This window comes from Aromatoleum tolulyticum (assembly GCF_900156155.1).
In the GTDB taxonomy this organism is placed as follows: domain Bacteria; phylum Pseudomonadota; class Gammaproteobacteria; order Burkholderiales; family Rhodocyclaceae; genus Aromatoleum; species Aromatoleum tolulyticum.
On record NZ_FTMD01000001.1, the window covers coordinates 441455 to 458393 of the forward strand.

Below are 16939 nucleotides of genomic sequence, written 5' to 3' on the forward strand. Positions count from 1 at the left end.
TTCAGGGCTCGATGCCGGTGGCGGTGATCAGCACCGGGTAGTGGCGGATGCCCAGCCGCTGGGCCAGGTCGTCGCCCGAGGCCGGCGAGAGCGTCAGCCCCGGTGCGAGGCGGCGCAGCTCGGCCAGAGCTTCGGGCGAAGCCACGTTGACCACCAGCCCCACCGCGTGCAGCTCCTGCAGCGCCGCCCGCCTCTGCTTGAGCCAGGTGCGGGACCGGTCGTCGTCGCCGAGCAGGAATAGCGGCGTGAGGCCCGATGCGCGAATCACACGGCGTGGCTCGTCGCCCGGTGACAGCCGCGCCGAGCGCACCGGCAGCATGGCCGCCTCGGCATCGGCCGCGCTACCCACGCGGGGAACCGGTTCCGGCACCGGGGGTGTGGCGCGATCCGAGTCTTGGGGACCCAATGCCTGGTAGTACGGCAGCGCCGAGGTGCCACTGCGGTCCTCGACGACGATCAGCGGTTCGGAGGTGGCTTGGACGGCGGTACTCGCGGCCAAGAGCAGTCCCAGAGTGGCGGTGAAGAGGATGCGGTTCATGGTGTGGTGGTCCGGATGGAGGAAAGGGACGCATCCGGACCCAGCACCCGGGCGAGGTGCTGGTGGACGCTGCGGCGGTAACGGGCGGCCGGTGCGCCACCTGCAGGTCGGTGGTAGCGACCGATGGCGACCAGCCAATCCTCACCGGCCGTGTGTTGCTCCTGCAGGATCTCCGCAGCGATCGCGAGATTGCGGTATGGATCGAGCAGTTCGCAGGGGTGGACGTAGCGGTGCGCATGGTGGCCGAGGTTGACCTGCCCGAGGCCGGCATCGATGCGGCTGGCCGGCGTGTGAGAGAGAGCCTTGCGAAGTCCGGTGCAGGCGTTGGCCCGCGTGGGGTAGCGCTCGGCCCTGCCGGCGACATTGAGCGTCCACGGCCAGGGAATCAGGCGGCCGCGCAGCCGGGTGCCGCTCTCCTGCAGGGCCACTGCGTACAGCACCGGCGACGGCACACCCACCTGTTGCGCAGCGAGCTGGTAGGCTGGGGGCGGCAGTTCCCGGGCAGGAGCGGGGGACGCACAAGTGCAGGTGCCGAGAACCAGTGCGGCATGGGCGGCCATTGCACTCCACTGCACTAGGCGCCCGGTGGCTATTGGCGCTGCCATTGGCCGTTCACCTCGTGCACCACGGCTGGCAGTTCGCCGGGCAAGCCAAGGGACAGCCAGCGCCCGGCGTCGTGATTGAGCGTGATCGTGCGTGCCTGGACGCGTCCGGGATCGATGCCGGCCTGGGCCGCCCACTGGCGGATGCGCGCATCGTCCTGACGGCTTCCGACCATGTAGAGATCGAAGGATGTGCCGGCCGCCTGCAATTGGCGCACGCGCTGCTCGCACGGCGGGCAATCGGCTTTCACGAAAACGGCCAGCCGGCCGGACCCCTTGTTGCCGGAACCGGGCGCATGCGCGCCGGGCAGGTTCACGCGCTGCTGGCCCGGGAAGAGGCGCTTCCACGCAGCATCGTAGGCGCGTTGGTAGGCAAGTGTCTTATTCACGCGCCTGGATTCCGCCTGCACCTGCAGTTCCGCATAGCGGTTGCGTTCCTCGTAGCTGCGGGCCTCGATGCCCAGGGCAGTGAGTGGATCGAGGTTGGGCGAATAGATGCCGAGCGGCCCCTGCATCAGTTGCCGGTAGCGCGCCCATTCCTCGGGGCGCAGCCCCCAGTCCCGCGCCTGGCGTTCGTCGAGTGCGGCGTCCATGCTGTTCTGCACCTGGCTCGGAGCCGCTCGGGAAGTGGTCACCGGTGCTGATTGCGCGACTGTATCGGCCGCAGCGATGGTGAGGGCCATGGCAAGGCTGATCGCAGACGCAAATCCCGGTTTCATGGCACACGCTCCTACGGCAACGTGATGCGGAGCGTCTGGCCATCCACGCGGAACACGGCGACATGCACCTCGATGGCCTGCAGGTGCCATGCACCGACGGAATTGCCCTCACGCAGCAGCCGCACTTCGGGTAGCGAAGTCGCTCCTGGCGCCGCAACCGACAGGAAGCGTTCGCCGCCGCGCAGCTCAAGGCCGACCACGCTGAACGGCGGTTCGAGCACCTTGGGTTTCGCTGCCTCGGCGGTGCGGCGGGATACCGTCGCTGGTGGCGGCGCCTTCTTCAGGCGCGCTTCGATCGCGCCCACGCGAACCTGCAGTGCCTGAAGGTCTTCGCCGCGGGCATCCGCCGCCTGTACCTGTTCGACGTGCGACAGCCGCTCCTCGAGGGCCTGGCGGGCGGCGTCGAAGTCCGTCTGGGTGATAGGCTTGGGCTGGTGCTTGACCGCTTCGGCCTGCTGTTCGAGGTCGCCGACGCGCGTGGCGAGTGCCTGGACATGGGCGTCCTGGGCGCTGGTGTGGCTTTGCTCGGTCAGGCGCGACAGTCCGACACTGTTGACGATGGTCAGAGCGCTGACGAGCAGCAGCCAGACGCCTGCGGCGATCCTGAGCCAGCGCGTGCGGTCGTTGCTGGCGGGAGGGATCTGAGGGATGTTCATGGCCGGACCTCCCGAGGCTCTGCGGCCTCGACCCGATCTTGATCTGCGCCCGGAACGACGCCAGTCGGGACTGCGATCGAACTGGCGGAAGCGGGTGCCGCCTGGCGCAGGAAGCACACGTGGCGGGAGGCATCGTCGACCGACAAAACCCATGCCGGGCCGGCGAGCACCAGCAGCGCGTCGCGCAGAGCCAGCGGCCCGAGACGCAGATGCGCTGCGGGCAACGGAAGCGCATACAGGGCCGTGGCATCCGCAGCGTCACAAAGGCGATAGCCCGTTCGGCGGAGGACGTGACGCATGGCGTCGCCCACGCTCGCGTCGAAGGTGGGTGGAATCGCGACCTCGACGACCTGCTCCATCAGGTCACGCTGAGCCGGTTCCGGCACCAGCTCGACCAGGGTGTAGCGCCCCTGGCGGACGACGGGAACGAGTTCCGGCGTCTGCTCAGGCACAGCCTCGACCGGCGAAAGGCTTCCGGGTTCAGAGGGGGCCGGAATCGTCGTGCAGCCGGACAGCAATCCGCCGAGCACGAAAAGCGCACAAAGTAGTCGGGCAGAAGATGATGGCATGTGGCAACCCTTGGCGACGAGATGCCATCACCATTGCAGAAAGGTGCCGTGCAGGCAGCCGGGAATCGGGCATTGACCGTTCCCCAATTCCGAGGAGGTGCCATGCGCCCCAGGCGTGCGACATCCGCCGGATCGAGAACTTCGGGACAAGGAACGGAAACAGCGCCAGCTTCGCTGAAAAGAAGCGGCCCCCGAAGGGGCCGCCAAGTCCAGCAACTCTCAATGCACCAACTGCCGTGCCAGCGCCACCTCCACCGAATCGCCATCCTGGTTCAGGACATCGAGCCCCGATTCAGGTACGTCGCCCGAGGTGGATTGCGAGACCATGATCTTCCTGGCCATCAGCCCCAGGCAAGTCATCTGCGAGGAACTGGCGTAGCCGAGATAGATCACGCGCACCGGTTGCTTCTGGCCGATGCGCCATGAGCGCCGCGCCGCCTGCTGCAGCGAATACACGTTGTAGCCCGATTGCATGAAAACGATGGTCGGGAATTCCAGCAGGTCCAGCCCGGTTTTGACCAGCTCGGGATTGGTGATGAGCACGTTGATGCCGCGGTCCAACTGCTCGGCGATCCAGTCCTCGCGGCGGGAGGCATCCACGCTTGCGCGCAGCACCGCCACCTTGAAGCCCTCCTGCTCCAGCAGCACCTTCAGGCGCGACGTGGTGTCGCGCGTGCCGGTGTAGACCGAATAGACCAGAGTCTTGCGACCTTCCGCTTTCTCCTGCTTGCATATCTCGATCAGCTCGCGCTCCTTGGGCATCACCTCCAGCTCGTTGAACTGAGCCGGGACGAATTCCAGGGTGTTGCGCGTGCGCGGATGCACCACGGTTTCCGACCGGAAGCAGCAATCCGGCCAGGCCAGCAGCACGTTGAGGACCACGCCGAGCAGTGTCGTGTCGCGTTTGGCCAGGGCCTGCTTCAGCTCCTGGGTCAGTCGACCCGCCAGATCGCGGTAGGCTGCGGCCTGCGCCGTATCCATCGCGACTTCGCGGAACTCCTCGTCGTAGGGCGGCAACACGTTGCCACCGATGTCCTTGAGCTTGAGGAAGACGGTGAACGGCAGGACGCAACGCAGCACGCCCTTGGGACCGAAACCCGGCGCCTTGACCGTGCGCACCGACACCTTGGTGCCCTTGGCCGTCTTGTGCGCCGTGCCCGTGCTCTCCGAATAGATGTCCTTGAGCACGCCGTGATCGCGCATGAACGCCATCGCGGCCGAGGTCATGCTGCCGCTCTTGGTCGGGCGGTAGCCGTCTTCGATCATCCGCCCGGGCAGGGCTCGGAACAGCAGATGGAACAGGTCGTCGCCGTAGCCGCCCATCAGCGTGCCGGTGAGCAGCAAGGTCTTGCGCGACTTCGCTGCGAGCACGCCCATGGCCTGGCCCTGAGCGGAACCGCCGTTCTTGTACTCGTGTGCCTCGTCGGCGATGAGCAGGTCGAACGTGCCCTGGGGCAGATAGCGCTTGATGTACTCGGACGGCTGGTAGCCGCCCTCGCCAAAACCAAACTCCATGTTCGCCATCGCGCGCTCCATGCGGTGCGCCTGGCGATCCGAGAAGACCAACTCACCCCGGTCGTCCATCAGGTTGATGAACTCGTGGATGTTGTCGCCGAGCATCGACGCAAGGAACGCATCGCCGAACTTCTGCATCAGCTTCTGCGCGGTGACTTCCCCGATGGTCGGGATGCGCTTCAAGGCTTTGAGCACGGACGAGGACTGGTCGCTGGCGGACAGGCTCCTCGGGCGGATCAGCGTCCACAGCGGTGCGGCGCACTGGCTGCACTTGCGGCGGTACTCCTCGGCTTCCAGCTCGACCGGGTTGGCCGGCTCGCCGTCGAGGTCGGCAATGACATGGCCGCAGTCCGGGCACGCCCCCACGTCGCCGTGGCGTGTGCGGTGGAGGGTGAAGACAGGTTTCCAGTGGAACCCCATCCGCATCCGCACGCGGCCCAGGACGAAGAACTCCTGGCCGCTCGCCGGCACGCCCAACTGCTCGCGGAGCTTCAGCAGCTTGAGCAAGGTGTCCGGGCCGTTGAGCACCCAGACCTTGGCGCCGGCCACCGTCTCCTGGATTTCGCGCCGCCACTTGTAGACCAGGTGAGGTGGCGAGAGCACCAAGGTGCGGCGGTAGCCTTCGGCGTTGAGCACGGCGGCCGTCGCGATGCCGACGGTCGTCTTGCCGCATCCCATCTCGCCATTGACGATCGCGGCGCGTTCGCCGCGGTCAACCAACAGCTCGGTGACGGCATGGACTACATCGGCTTGCGCCTGGAACAGCTTGCGCTTGAGACTGGCGAGGACGATCTGCCGATGCGACCGTGCCTGTCCGGCGTAGACCGGGGGATTGGCTCGGTTGAGCGAGTCCAGCAGCTCGTCGCCGAATTCGGACACGAAATCCTGCAGACTGAGAGTGAGAGGAGAAGCGGACGATTCGAGCAGATCGCCCTGCACAGCGGTTTCGGGAGTGGTTTCGAGATCGAGGGACATGGTGATGCTCCAAAGTAATGGGGCATGCACCTCCCCCTGCAGGGCGATGGCATGCCCCGGGGTGGGGAGAATGGAACGGCGCGGGGCCGTCGAGAAGGATCAGTACTCGCTGGGCAACAGCAGCGTCGTGACGCTGCGATCCCATTCGGTGATGATCCAGAGCTTCAGATCGGGCGCGACCTGGTAGGACGAGAACAAACGATCTTCGCCGGATTTCAGTGCGGCGTCGTTCTGCTGCCTGTCACCTTCGTCGAGATCGCCCCAATCGCCGCTGAGATGGCGACGCAGGTACGGAGACGGATTGAGCCGGCCCTGCTGGACCAATGCATCGATGCCGATGGTCATGACTACCTGACCGGGCGAGAAACGTGCTTGTGACGCGAGGTTGAGGACTGCGAGTGCCATGGTGGGCTCTCCTTCTGGAAGAAGGGGCCACGGCACCCCATCGGGGCGACATGACCCCGGTGGGTGGATGAAAGCGACGGCGAACCGTCAGGGAACAGCGATCAGCGGATGGTCAGCACATCTCCCCGTGTCGGGGAACCTGGCGTCATGTCCCAGGCGCGGATGACCGGCACGAACTTGTCGGTGAGGATGCGCGTCTCGGCCACGGAGCCGTCGTCGCGTTCGGTGTATTCCGTCTGGAGAGTCTTCTCCTTGTGGGTATCACCTTTGACGACGAGCACGCGCCCGGTCCTGGACCTCACCACGCCAGAGATCGCGCCCGCGGCCAGGGCCAGGGCGAGATGCCAATGCGACAAGGCCCGTGCCGGAGGGCGCAGCGCCTGCTGCGCGGCACCGAGGTGCGTATCGAGTGCCGGCCAGAGCCCTTGCAGCCGGCCGACCTCGTCGGCGAACTGCTCGGGTTCCATCGTCACGCGATAGAAGTGCTCCGGTTCGGCCGGGCTGATGGGGACCGAGTACGGCAGGAACGGCCATTCCAGCGGCAGTTCCTCGGCTTCGGCGTCGCCTTGCCCGATCTGTAGCAGCAGACCGCGCGTGGCCTTGACCGAATCCGATGCCTGGTCGCGCTGGCGAACCCTGCGACCGAAGACCACCACCTGCTTGAACTGCGTCTCCACCGCACGGTAGATGCGCAGATCGGCGAAGTGGCGCGTCAGCCATCCGACCAGTTCGGCATCGAGCACGTAGGACGGCACGATGAAGACCAGCACGCCGCCGTACTGCAGCAGCGGCAGCGCACGCTGATAGAACAGCTTCTCCAGCCTGGCCCGACCCTGGCCCTGGTAGCCGATGTTCCCGTTGGCGTCCTTGCTCAGGTCGCCATAGGGCGGGTTGAGCCACAGCAGGCCAAAGGTCTGGCGCGAGATCAGCGTGTCCATCAGGTCGCCATGGATGCAGCGATCGACGAGTCCGCGTGCGTGTGCGGCGCGTTCGTCGTCGTACTCGACGGCGAAAGCCTTGACCTGCTCGCGCCCGAGGGCGTGAGCGACTTCGGCAATCGCCACGCCTTCGCCGGCGCAGGGATCGAGAATGCACATCGGCCCGTCAGAAGGGGCCAGCGCAGTGAGCGCTCTTTCGAGCGTGGGCTCGTCCGTGGGGAAATACCCGTTCTTAACGAAATTGCGGGCGAGCCGCGGAAACATGAGTGCCATGGGATTCTCCTGAAGGCGGGAATGAAGGAAAGCGGACATGCGGGGCATGCCCGATGGGGAAGCGTCTCAAGCCACCGTTTCGAGCGGCAGCGCTGAGACAGGCTCGGGCCGAGGCGTCTCAGCGGCGAGCACCCCACTGCGGATCAAGCCGCCCAGGGTCTGGGTCAGCACCGGCACGTCGATGGCGAGTCGGTGGCCTTCCAGTGGGCCGAGGGCGAACGGCAGGCGGGTCAGCATCGACTTCGCCTGCAGCAGCTCCAGCACGAGGTCGCGCCAGTGATCGAGCAGCGGCAGCGGGCAGGTGTCGCGCACCAGCAACCACAGCCGGTCGAGCCGGTGTGTGGAGTCGCGTGGCAGAAGCGCCAGCGCGCTGGCGTTGGCCTTATCGGGACGCACGCAACGGCGGTCGAACAGCCACACGTTGGAAAGCGAGCCGAACAGCGTGCGCCGGTAGGCGCGCGCGCTGCGCTTTTCCAGATTCTCGACGTTGCCGACGAAAACCGGGACGCTGCCGCCTTGCTCGGTGATGAGATGGAACTGGTCCAGTCCCTGTTCATCCCGTCCCAGGGTCAGGCGAGCGAGGAATTCCTGAACCGCGGTGTCGCGCGCCCAGATGGAGAGAAAGACCAGGTTGCCGTTCTCGTTACCGATGCAGCCGTCGGCCATGAGGTCGGGGCATTCATCGATGCGATACAGCGTCTTGGAGGGATGTGTGACAGGCATGGTGTTGTCCTCGAAGGAATCGGAGGCAGCACGGCCCGCCGGGGCACTCACTGCCCCAAGGGGTGGAAAAAGCGCCGCAAGCGGCTTGGCAAAGAAGGACGACCTACGCGTCGCAACGCGCCGTAGCCTTGAAGGTTTTGGCTACCTGGGCATGCTGTCGGCTTCGCCGACGGACATGGGCATAGCCTGCCTCATTGCCGAGCGGGACGTGAGCGACAAACCGCTGCGCGCACTGCTCACGTTGATCGGCCCTCGCGCATTCGGGCACCTCGACAAAGAAGAAGCGGATCATGCCGCGATGGGCACGATCCGCTTGGAGGTCAGGCTTTCAGCTTACGCAGGCCTTCCGCGAGCAGCCAGAGTGCCCGGTTGAGCCGGACGTTCTGGTCGATGCCCTGGACAGGCCGTGTGCGCTGCTGGCGCCCGTTGGCAGTGCGGCCGGTCAGACCGCCTTTGACGAGGTTCTCCTGGATGCGGTTGAACGTGGACCACAAATCCGCGTGGTTGTCGTCGAAACGACGGGGGCGCAGGATCTGGCCTTCCGTGATCGGCACGGTCTTGCCGGGTTCGTCGTACTTGAGGACCAGGGCCGATCTGGCGAAGACCTCGGCCTCGCCGTCGTCGAGCGTGATGGCACGCATGGCGTCGCGCGAGTCCTGCACCTGCTCGAAGCCATGCAGCACCTCGTAGGCACCCTCGATCACGTGATCGGTGACGTTGCCCTTGTGAGGCACGCGCACGTCGGCGAAGGTGTCGCCGCACACCAGACCGTTCTGGCAGACGAAGCGGAACATGCCCGCCAGCATCTGGTAGCTGCTGGTGCCATCGTGCGAATTGAGCAGGATGATCTCGTTGGCCTCGGCGCCGTTGATCTGGCTCGCATGGCGAAGGCGCAGCATGTGCTTGGTGTAGTCGCGGCGGTCCTCCTGGCGCACGCGGGTCTGGCACACCATGAACGGCTGGAAGCCTTCCTTGCGCAGTTCGGTCAGCACTGCCGCCGTGGGGATGTAGCTGTACCGCTCGGAGCGGCTCTCGTGCGGGGTGTCCGCGAAGATGGACGGCGCTACGGTGCGAATCTGGTCATCGGACAGCGGATGATTCGACCGCAGCACCGGGGAGCGATAAGTGAAGCGGGATGCGAGTTGCATGACGATCTCCTTGGATGAGAGACCGGAGCCCCGCCCCACCGGGGAGGAACCCCGGCGGGTGGTGGAACGTCGCTGGCGCGGCGTTGGGAATCAGGCCTTGGCGAGATGCCAGTCCTGGGACAGCGGAGCGAACTCGTAGCCCAACACACCGAGACGGTCGCGCTGCTGACGCAGGACGCGGCGATCGACGGTGGCATCGAGCTTGACGATCTCGCCCAGCGGCCAGAGCGCACCGAACAGCGCCGCGTCATCCGCGTTGGCCGAGGCCTCGGGGGATGCGGTCGGCTCGCTGCCGAACGGCGTGGTGTCGACCAGGGGATCGCGCGGGTTGCGTGGCTTCGCCTTCGGCTTGGCCTGGGGTACGGCCGGCGCGGGTGCCTGCGCTTCCTCGTCGATCGGATCGACTTCCTGCGGACTCAGCCGGCGGGCTTCGTCGCGGCTCAGAGCGTCGATGTTGGACAGCGTCATCCCGCCCAGAAGGGCGCGGATCTCGATGACCATGCGGCCGTTGGCGTTGTAGGTGGAGGGACGAATCTCGGCAATGGCGAAATCGCCCTCGTACTTGCCTTCGGCGTACTGGTCGAGCTCAGCGTTCTTCACGACGAACTCGCCGATGGAGGTCGCGAGGCGGCCGACGTTGAAATCGCCGTTGCGGCCGTGGATGGTCTTGATGGCCAGTTGGCCGGGGATGGTGATCATGAAGGTCTCCTGCTGACGAAGAGAAGACAAGGCCCCAGGGAACGGGGCCTTGCGGATCAGAACGGCTCGGCAGCGGCCAAAGCGGGGGCATCGGCGTCAGCATCGTCGGCAGCTTCGGCAGCGGGCCTGGAGGGCTCCGGTGTCGAGGCTTGCTGCGCGGCGGGCACCTCGGAAGCCTCGGGGACTTCCGGCTCGCGCGCGTCGGTCTCGATCGGCTTGGATTCGGCCTTGTAGACGAGCTTGCCGTCGACCTTGATCCAACTGACGAACAGCAGGCGTGCCTTGAGGCTCACACCCTGCTCGCCGGCACGCTTCCCCTTGGAATAGGTGAAGGTGTCGGTCCACAGGTCGCCCAGGCGGAAGCCGATCATCACTTTCTTCTCTGCCTCGACGGCGTCGATGCAGCGACGAACCAGGTGCTGCGCTTCCGAACCCGATACGCGCGTGTCGAAACGCACGTACGAGACGTCATCGCTGGGACCGTTCAGGGCCGCGATGTCGCAGGCCAGGAACGCATCGCCTTTCTTGGGCTTCACTTCGCGGATGCGATTGAGGTACCCGAGGCCGGTGATGTGCAGATCGAAGTAGGACTTTTCGGTGGAAGTAGTCATGGTGAATCTCCTGAAGAACAAAGAGGCGGAGACACACCCGACCCAGGCGGGGAAGGTGTGGAACCCCCGCGTGGGTTGATGGAACAGCTTGGTGGCATCGCCATCGAGAACCGATGGCCGTTCGCGCATGGACGCCGGTGCGAACTGGTGGGATCAACGCGGTCGGAACTGCGTCGTAGCCTTGAGGATCGTGGCTACCTGGGCATGCTGCTGACGGAAGTCAGCGGAACATGGTGGGAAGCGTGGCCCGAGGTCAATGCCCGCGCCAGTCGGAATTGGCACCATCTGGTTCCCGCATTGGCGAGGGTCTGACTCAGGCGTCGCAGAACCGGGCCATCGACTCTTTGGCCGAGTCCAACAGGTCGTTCTGGTAGGCAAAGAAGTGCATCACAACGACTGTAGGCCAGCAAAAAGAAGCCCCCGAAAAGGGGGCATGGGGAAGGGGTTGTCAATTGCCGTTGTGCGCAGGGGCCACGGCATGCAATGACAAGTGCGTCGCGGTCGCGGACACCTCGAGGTCGCCCTCGCCGCTCAGGATGAGCGCGAAGACACCATCGTGCGGATCGAAGAACTCGCCGAAGTCGTCGCCACCGAACTCGGCGCGCGCCAGCTCCCACCAATCATCGAACGCATCGACATCCGGATTGCAGTGCACGGCGTAGGCGATGAGCTTCTGGCGCCCATCGGGCCTGCGCTCACCGCGCTCGGCCAGGAAGTACACGCCCTGGTCCTTGACCAGGACGACACGACATTGATTGACCACCGCTTCGGCGAGCACGGGCCGCAGGTCGGTACCTTTGAATCGAACAGACATGGATGTGATCTCCAGGAAAACGAATGAAGGGCCTCCCGCCGAGAGGACGGGAGGCTGCGTGGAGGTCAGTGCCGGACAGGCTTGCGACCGGACAGGCATTGCACGCGAATGCGCCGCCAGTTCCCGTCGTCGATCCGCCGCTCCAGCGTCTCGCCGAGAGAGTCGAAGAACACCTCATCGACCCGTTCGACCAGCTCGCCGTCGCGGTGCAGTTCCACTGCGTACACGTCGAGCCCGCGCTCGTACAGCACGGTGACGCGTCCCTGGAACTTCGCCGTGGCCACCGTGAAGCCAATGGCCGGTGGCGTCGCGATGATGTCCTTGGGCAGCGGATCGACCCAGGTGAAGTCCCGTGCGCCGGCATCCACCAGCATATGGGTGATGCGCCGGTAGCCGTCGGGTGCGGGCAACTGTTCCATCTGCTGGATCAGCTCCTGCAGCTCAGGGCTGCGTACCTCTGGAATTGGCAGCTTCGCCGGTGCGGAACCGAGCACGAACCGCTGCACCGTGTACGGCTTGCCGTCGGCAGTGAATGCGGTTTCTTCCTCGGGCGTGTCGGCGCGCAGACCATCGAAACGGCGTCGGGCGTAGGGTTCGACCTGCACCTTGGCGCCCTCGCCGGGCACCTCGGTCACGAGCGCCCGGTCGAGCACCGCGAATTCGGCGCGTCCCGTCTTGATGACGATGGCCTCTTCGGTGGTGGCGATGACCTTGCCCTCGAAGGGCTTGGGATCGATGTGGAAGCCCAGCGTCGAAACCTTTGGCTGGCCGTCGAAGATGTTGAACTTGAAGCTGCGGACGTTGGAAGGCACATGGCCGTGGACGAGCGTCGGCATCTGTGCGCGGATGGCTTGGGTATCCATGAGAGACTCCTTGTGGCAACCAAGGGACTCCCGCCCGCAAGGGAGGTATGTCCCTTGAGGGTGAGGTGGATGGACGCGGCATGCGTCCGGCGAAAGAAGCGACCAGCGCGGCGAACCGCACCGCAGTCTCGAAGGTCTCGACTGCCTGGGCATGCTGCCGGCAACGCCAGCGAACATGCGGGAAGCGTGCGGCAGGCGCAGGTGCCCGTCGTCCGGGAATCGGCAACCTGTCGCCACCTCGTTCCACGAAAAGGAAGAGCCCCGGGTGGGGGCTCGAAGGTGCTACTCGTCTTCGTACAAGGGCAATCCGTCCAGCACCGGCGCATCGGCATCGAAGATCAGCATGCGGACGTTGGCGAGTGCGGCCAGGTGCAATACCTCCACGAGGGACTCCGGCATGCCCTTGGCCCGGTGCTCCTGCCGCAGCTCTTCGGCGGTAATGCCCTCGACAAGCTGCAGGTTCGCATCCGTCCAGGGGGTGGCGATCAGCTTCACGCCGATCGCGGGGCTGTACGGGATGCGGAAGGCGACGAACAGAAAGCCGCTCGGTGTGGCGATGTCCGCCAACCCGGCGAGGAAGCGGCCTGCCTCGGGGGTGAGATGGGCGCTGCTGATCTCCCAGCACCGGCTGTAGAAGCCCGTCTCGAAGCTCAGTCGCCACACGACTTCCCGCGCAGCTTCCTCCGAATAGGTGTCGCCGACGTGCACGGGCTGGCCGAAGTCGTCGCCGCTGACGGCGTAGACCACGGTGCGCACCACGCCCTCGGTCTGGCATTGGGCCTCCAGGTCTTCTGGAATGTCCTGGCCTTCGGTGATCAGAGCGAAGTCGTTGTTGAAGACGCAGGGGAAGAGCGCGATCTGGTCGTCTGGCAGATGCGCCTGGCTGGGATGCAGCGGGTGCCAGACCGGCGGGCAGTCGTCCTCGTAGGTGATGCACAGGGAGCGATCAATGCGCAGGTTCTGGTAGCCGCGGAGGAAAGGGTTGGAATCGGGGGACATGGGGTTTCTCCATCAGAGGAAGTGGAGCCCATTCCCCGGCTGGGGAGCAAGCCCCCAGCGGGTGGTTGAAGAGATGTTGAGAACAGGGAGGGACACCGCCTCGAAAGGAGGCGCATGTCCCTCGTGGGTGGAAAAAAGGAACGGATGGCGAACAAGCGAATCGGGATCACCAGCCGCTGTAGTTCAGCACCAGATCGGCGATGACCTTGCGGCGATCCAGATCGAGACCTCCCAGATCGGAAAGCCCCTCGAATCCGCAGCGCTTGAGCATCGCGCCGCCTTCGCGGGCGTTGTAGAAGCTCACCATCGCGGACAGGAACATGCGCTGGCCGCCGCTGAGGACATCCAGGGCGTCGTTGAGCAACAGCACCTTGGGGCGCAGATCCCACTTGCTGGTGGCGCGCTGCAGGCCTTCGGGCGTGCCGTCGCCGAACCATTCGGCGCCGGCGATTTCCACACCGCGCTTCCACCCTTCGAAGAAGGCCTGCGGGGCTTCGGCGAAATGCCGCTCTTCCGCGGCGATCTGATCAAGTACGTCTTGGGGCAAAGACTGGTTCATGAGATGGCTCCTTGTGAGTGGAAGTCAGGGGTGGATGCGTTGCTGCCAGCGGCCTGTTGCCAGGGCGTGCTCGGCGGCGTGCTGCGAGCGGAAGTACTCGACGGACTCTCGGGACACCGGGCCGTCTTCATCGGCGGTGCCGATGAAGTGGCCGGCGGCGCTGTGGCGCACCTGCAGGGACAGGCGCTTACCGGTGCAGGCCAGGGCCAGATAGCCAATGGCTTCGGTGCGGGCTTGGGCGGCGCTCAGCGGTGCCGATGCGAATGCAAGGGACATGGGGCTCTCCTGGTTGAAGGACCGGGAGCCCACACCCGGACGGGAGCGGATATCTCCCGAAGGGTTGAAGGAAGAAGCATCGGCGTCGTGAAGACGCACGTCCGCGGTGGTGATGCGAAGCGGACTGGTTCGATCCACGCGGCAAACCGCGTTGCAGCCTTGAAGACCGGGGCTGCCAGGGCATGGTGCTGACGACCGTCAGCAGCACATGACTGCAGGATGGACGCGACGCCTCACTGGCGTCTTCTAGGAATGTGCATCGCGCAAGGGCCGCTTTGAGGCTGTGCGACACCGACCAAGATCAAACAATGACCAACGGGCCGAAGGCCCTTGAGCCTTCAGCCGGAGAAGAGAGAAACCACCTGTGGGCTGTGGCAGTCCCGGCCGTCGTCAAAGCCGCTCGCTGCGTCAGCAATCGCACCCGACCCGTGTCGTGGCTGGGGTCGACATCCTTCGGCACACATCCGCGCACAAAGGGAGCCCGTTGTTCCGCCGGCGGGCACCGGCACCGAATACCGTCGACCCGAGGGGTCTCCTGACGGCTCGCTTCGACACAGGTCCGCCAGGCGTCAGGAGACCCCTCGTCATCGACGGGAGCATCTCGATCAATGGAGTCGCGACAGACGCGATTCGCGGAGAAACGGCCTTCTCGTCTTGCGAGCCCGTCGTTGGGCAGCCAGACGTGCACACCGTTGCAGAAGGGGGCGTGCGCTGGGGAATCCCGCATTGCACGGGAGGTTGGACCCGCCGCTAGAAACGGCTGGCGTGGCGAAGGGATTCGTCGGTGTCAGGACGCCTTGCGGGAAGCCCTCTGCTTGCGTGGCGCACCGTGCTTGCCTGCCGAGCTGTCGATCGGCAGCGTTCCCTTGCAGTCCGGATAGCGACTGCATGACCAGAAAGCGCCGCTCTTGCCGGTGCGCTGCCGCATCTGCCCGCCGCACTGGGGGCAGGAGGGCGAAGGCGGCAGCTTGATGGCGAGCGTCGCACCGCGGTACTCCTGCACGAGTTGAGCCACCCAGGCGGATTGCCTGGCGATGAAAGTGTCCAGTGTCATCTGGCCGGCCTCGATCATGTCCAGTGCCTGCTCCCAGACTGCTGTCGTGCCCGGATCGGCAATGGCCGCCGGCACGGTGTCGATCAAGGTGAAGGCGGCATCCGAAGCACGGATGGCGCGGCCCTTCTTCAGCAGATAGCCGCGACCGAGCAGGCCGCCGATGATGTTGGCGCGCGTGGCTTCGGTGCCGATGCCTGTCGTGTCCTTGAGCTTCTGCTTGAGGCGCGGGTCGGTGACGAGCTTCGCGACGCCCTTCATGGCCTTGACCAGTTCGCCCTGCGTGTAGGGCTTGGGCGGCAAGGTCTTCAGCGCCTTCAGATCGACATGGCCGACCTGGCAGGACAATCCTGCTTGCAGTGCCGGTAGCACCTGGCTGCGCTGGGCGTCGTCGCCATCCGCATCGCTTTCCTCCGGCGCCGCCAGCACCTGGCGCCAGCCGGCCACGGCGATCTGCTTGCCCACGGCCAGTAGCGACTGCCCGCCGCACGCGAGCTGCGCCACCGTTCGGTCGAACTCGTGGTGGAGCAGGAACTGTGCCAAGTAATGCGCGCGGATCAACCGGTAGACGGCCAGCTCCTTGTCGTTCATGGCCGAGAGCTTGGCCGGTTCCAGTGTCGGGATGATGCCGTGGTGTGCCGTGACCTTGCCGTCGTTCCAGGCGCGCGAGCGCTGGGTCGGGTCCAGGCGGTCGATCAACGGGCGCAGGCCGGGATCGGTCTTGACCAGGCTCTCGAGAACGGTCGGCACCTCGGCCAGCATGCTCTCGGGCAAGTAGCCCGAGTCGGAGCGCGGGTAGGTCGTCGCCTTGTGGGTCTCGTACAGCGCCTGGGCGATGTCCAGCGTCTCCTGCACATCCAGGCCCAACTGCTTGGAACACACCTCCTGCAGCGTGCCCAGGTCGAACGGTAGCGGCGGACCTTCGCGCACGCGCTCCGTCTCGACCGACACCACCTGGGCTCTGCTGGCGGCGCGCATGCGGTCGGCGGCCTGCTGTGCCACGGGCTGCTGCAGGCAGCGGCCGGCGTCGTCGGTACAGCCTTGCGGCGGCGTCCAGCTCGCCGTGAAGGACTGCCCCACATGGGACAGCGTGACCTCGATTGCCCAGAACGGCACCGAGACGAAGCGGGCGATCTCGCGGTCGCGATCCACCACCAGCTTGAGCGTCGGGGTCTGCACCCGGCCCACAGACAGCACACCGGTGTAGCCGGCCTGGCGTCCAAGCAGGGTGAACAGCCGGCTCAGGTTCATGCCGATCAGCCAGTCGGCACGCGAGCGGGCCAGGGCCGAGTAGTAGAGCGGCAGCGTCTCGGCCGACGGCTTCAGCGCGCCCAGTGCCTTGCGGATCGACGCATCGTTGAGCGCCGACAGCCATAACCGCTGGATCGGTCCGCGATAGCCGCACAGCTCGATGATCTCGCGGGCGATCATCTCGCCTTCGCGGTCGGCATCGGTGGCGATCACCAGCTCGTTGGCCTGGCCGACGAGCTGCTTGACGATCTTGAACTGCGCGGCGGTCGCAGCCTTGGGCTCGACGCGCCAGCGTTCGGGAATGATGGGCAGTTGCTCGATGGCCCAGCGCTTGTAGCGCTCGTCATAACCCTCGGGCGGAACTGCTTCGACCAGATGACCGATGCACCAGGTCACGACGATACCCGCGCCGCTGTAGCAGCCGGAACCACGCTGGCCGGCACCCAGCACGCGGGCGATGTCCTTGCCTTGCGAAGGCTTCTCGCACAGGAACACGCGCATGAAGCCTCCTCGGGAATGTGCGGTTCATCAGATGGACAACAGCATGGCTGGGCCAGGAGAGACCGGCAGCAAGGAAGCCGGACGGCATGAACACCGAATTGTCCTCGGTTGGGGAATGGTTGCCGCAGCGGTATGAGGGGCGGGAAATTCGCGTCGGGAGGGCGGCTGGAGCTCGGTGGGCCGCAGTGGAACTATCCCCAGGGGATAGCCCACTGGTGCAAGGCGGGCGTCTGACGGTTGCTACAGCCGCCCGC

At 65.7% G+C, this 16939-nt stretch carries 18 protein-coding genes; all 18 read right to left on the reverse strand.

Annotation, left to right across the window (positions count from 1 at the left end):
- Position 1: 1 nt before the first annotated feature.
- The 18 genes from BW991_RS02000 to BW991_RS02085 all read right to left on the reverse strand — a co-directional run bounded on the left by BW991_RS02000 (position 2) and on the right by BW991_RS02085 (position 16685).
- Complete coding sequence (locus tag BW991_RS02000) at positions 2-538, reverse strand: integrating conjugative element protein (RefSeq protein ID WP_076600408.1); 537 nt, start codon at positions 536-538, stop codon at positions 2-4.
- Positions 535-1143 carry a lysozyme family protein gene (locus tag BW991_RS02005; RefSeq protein WP_076600409.1) on the reverse strand — a complete coding sequence of 203 codons (609 nt, stop codon included), beginning with the start codon at positions 1141-1143 and terminating at the stop codon, positions 535-537. Before BW991_RS02005 ends, BW991_RS02000 begins: the two co-directional genes overlap by 4 nt.
- Positions 1128-1823: a TIGR03759 family integrating conjugative element protein gene (locus BW991_RS02010; protein WP_076600410.1), complete on the reverse strand. Its 696-nt coding sequence runs from the start codon at positions 1821-1823 to the stop codon at positions 1128-1130. The genes BW991_RS02005 and BW991_RS02010 overlap by 16 nt, the downstream gene beginning before the upstream one ends.
- Before the next feature lie 47 nt (positions 1824-1870).
- A complete protein-coding gene (locus tag BW991_RS02015; RefSeq protein ID WP_076600411.1) occupies positions 1871-2515 on the reverse strand; it encodes a hypothetical protein in 645 nt (214 codons plus the stop codon).
- Entirely contained in the window at positions 2512-3045 is a 534-nt protein-coding gene (gene pilL2 / locus BW991_RS02020; RefSeq protein WP_244551574.1) for a PFGI-1 class ICE element type IV pilus protein PilL2, read from the reverse strand. Before pilL2 ends, BW991_RS02015 begins: the two co-directional genes overlap by 4 nt.
- Positions 3046-3303: 258 nt before the next feature.
- On the reverse strand, positions 3304-5574 hold the full coding sequence (locus tag BW991_RS02025) for a helicase-related protein (RefSeq protein WP_076600413.1): 2271 nt from the start codon (positions 5572-5574) through the stop codon (positions 3304-3306).
- Between the two features lie 99 nt (positions 5575-5673).
- A complete protein-coding gene (locus tag BW991_RS02030) occupies positions 5674-5979 on the reverse strand; it encodes a hypothetical protein (protein WP_076600414.1) in 306 nt (101 codons plus the stop codon).
- 101 nt (positions 5980-6080) lie between these two features.
- Positions 6081-7190: a DUF6094 domain-containing protein gene (locus BW991_RS02035; protein ID WP_076600415.1), complete on the reverse strand. Its 1110-nt coding sequence runs from the start codon at positions 7188-7190 to the stop codon at positions 6081-6083.
- 66 nt (positions 7191-7256) lie between these two features.
- A complete protein-coding gene (locus tag BW991_RS02040) occupies positions 7257-7913 on the reverse strand; it encodes a hypothetical protein (RefSeq protein ID WP_076600416.1) in 657 nt (218 codons plus the stop codon).
- 320 nt (positions 7914-8233) lie between these two features.
- Positions 8234-9061: a DUF932 domain-containing protein gene (locus BW991_RS02045; protein WP_076600417.1), complete on the reverse strand. Its 828-nt coding sequence runs from the start codon at positions 9059-9061 to the stop codon at positions 8234-8236.
- Positions 9062-9151: 90 nt separating this feature from the next.
- Positions 9152-9760 carry a DUF3275 family protein gene (locus BW991_RS02050; RefSeq protein ID WP_076600418.1) on the reverse strand — a complete coding sequence of 203 codons (609 nt, stop codon included), beginning with the start codon at positions 9758-9760 and terminating at the stop codon, positions 9152-9154.
- A gap of 56 nt (positions 9761-9816) precedes the next feature.
- Entirely contained in the window at positions 9817-10371 is a 555-nt protein-coding gene (locus tag BW991_RS02055) for an STY4534 family ICE replication protein (protein ID WP_076600419.1), read from the reverse strand.
- Positions 10372-10819: 448 nt separating this feature from the next.
- Positions 10820-11185, reverse strand: coding sequence for a DUF3085 domain-containing protein (locus tag BW991_RS02060; protein ID WP_076600420.1), 366 nt, complete (start codon positions 11183-11185; stop codon positions 10820-10822).
- 65 nt (positions 11186-11250) lie between these two features.
- Positions 11251-12048: a GTPase gene (locus BW991_RS02065; protein WP_076600421.1), complete on the reverse strand. Its 798-nt coding sequence runs from the start codon at positions 12046-12048 to the stop codon at positions 11251-11253.
- A 282-nt stretch (positions 12049-12330) separates the two neighbouring features.
- Positions 12331-13047 carry a DUF5983 family protein gene (locus tag BW991_RS02070; protein WP_076600422.1) on the reverse strand — a complete coding sequence of 239 codons (717 nt, stop codon included), beginning with the start codon at positions 13045-13047 and terminating at the stop codon, positions 12331-12333.
- A gap of 166 nt (positions 13048-13213) precedes the next feature.
- Positions 13214-13606: a hypothetical protein gene (locus tag BW991_RS02075; protein WP_076600423.1), complete on the reverse strand. Its 393-nt coding sequence runs from the start codon at positions 13604-13606 to the stop codon at positions 13214-13216.
- Positions 13607-13630: 24 nt separating this feature from the next.
- Positions 13631-13882, reverse strand: a complete 252-nt coding sequence (locus tag BW991_RS02080) for a hypothetical protein (RefSeq protein ID WP_076600424.1) — start codon at positions 13880-13882, stop codon at positions 13631-13633.
- A gap of 787 nt (positions 13883-14669) precedes the next feature.
- A complete protein-coding gene (locus BW991_RS02085) occupies positions 14670-16685 on the reverse strand; it encodes a DNA topoisomerase III (protein WP_076600425.1) in 2016 nt (671 codons plus the stop codon).
- Positions 16686-16939 lie beyond the last annotated feature (254 nt).